This window comes from Pseudonocardia halophobica (assembly GCF_027922425.1).
In the GTDB taxonomy this organism is placed as follows: domain Bacteria; phylum Actinomycetota; class Actinomycetes; order Mycobacteriales; family Pseudonocardiaceae; genus Pseudonocardia; species Pseudonocardia halophobica.
Genome location: NZ_BSFQ01000255.1, coordinates 1 through 583, shown reverse-complemented (window position 1 = coordinate 583; position 583 = coordinate 1). Strand labels below are relative to the sequence as shown.

Annotated in this window: 1 protein-coding gene; it reads left to right on the top strand. The window is 72.6% G+C overall.

The features are described 5' to 3' along the window. Window positions 1-11 precede the first annotated feature (11 nt). Window positions 12-583 (top strand): S-methyl thiohydantoin desulfurase family protein (locus PKE99_RS38485; RefSeq protein ID WP_271215161.1); only part of this gene is annotated, 572 nt, incomplete at its 3' end.

The following is a 583-nucleotide window of genomic DNA, read 5'->3' as shown; positions in this document are numbered from 1 at the left end:
TCGTGGCGATCATGCCCTTCGAGATCGGTGGGTCGAACGGGCTCATCCCGCTGAACTGGGCGGCCCGGCTCGGCCTGCCCTACGTCGACGCCGACGGCATGGGCCGCGCCTTCCCGACCATGCCGCAGATGACCATGAACCTCGCCGGGGTCCCGTCGAGCCCGTGCGTGATGACGGACGAGCGGCTGAACACGCTGGTCATCCGGACCGGGGGCGTGGAGTGGACGGAGCGGCTCCTGCGCACGTCGACCGCGGCCTTCGGCGGCGCCGCCGTCGCCGCGCTGTACCTGATGGACGTGGCGACCGCCCGCCGCGCGACGGTCCCGGGTTCGGTGTCGCGGGCCCTCGGGCTCGGCGCCGCGCTGGCCCGCAACGGTGACGACCCGATCGACACCGTCGTCGACGAGCTGGATGCGGTCGAGCTGATCCGCGGCAAGATCATCGACGTCGACCGGGAGACCTCGGGCGGATTCGTCCGGGGCTCGGCAATCGTCGAGGACGCCAGGGGCGAGGGCCGGCTGCTCCGGCTGGAGATCCAGAACGAGAACCTCGCCGCGCTCGAGGACGGCGAGGTCCGGGCGTG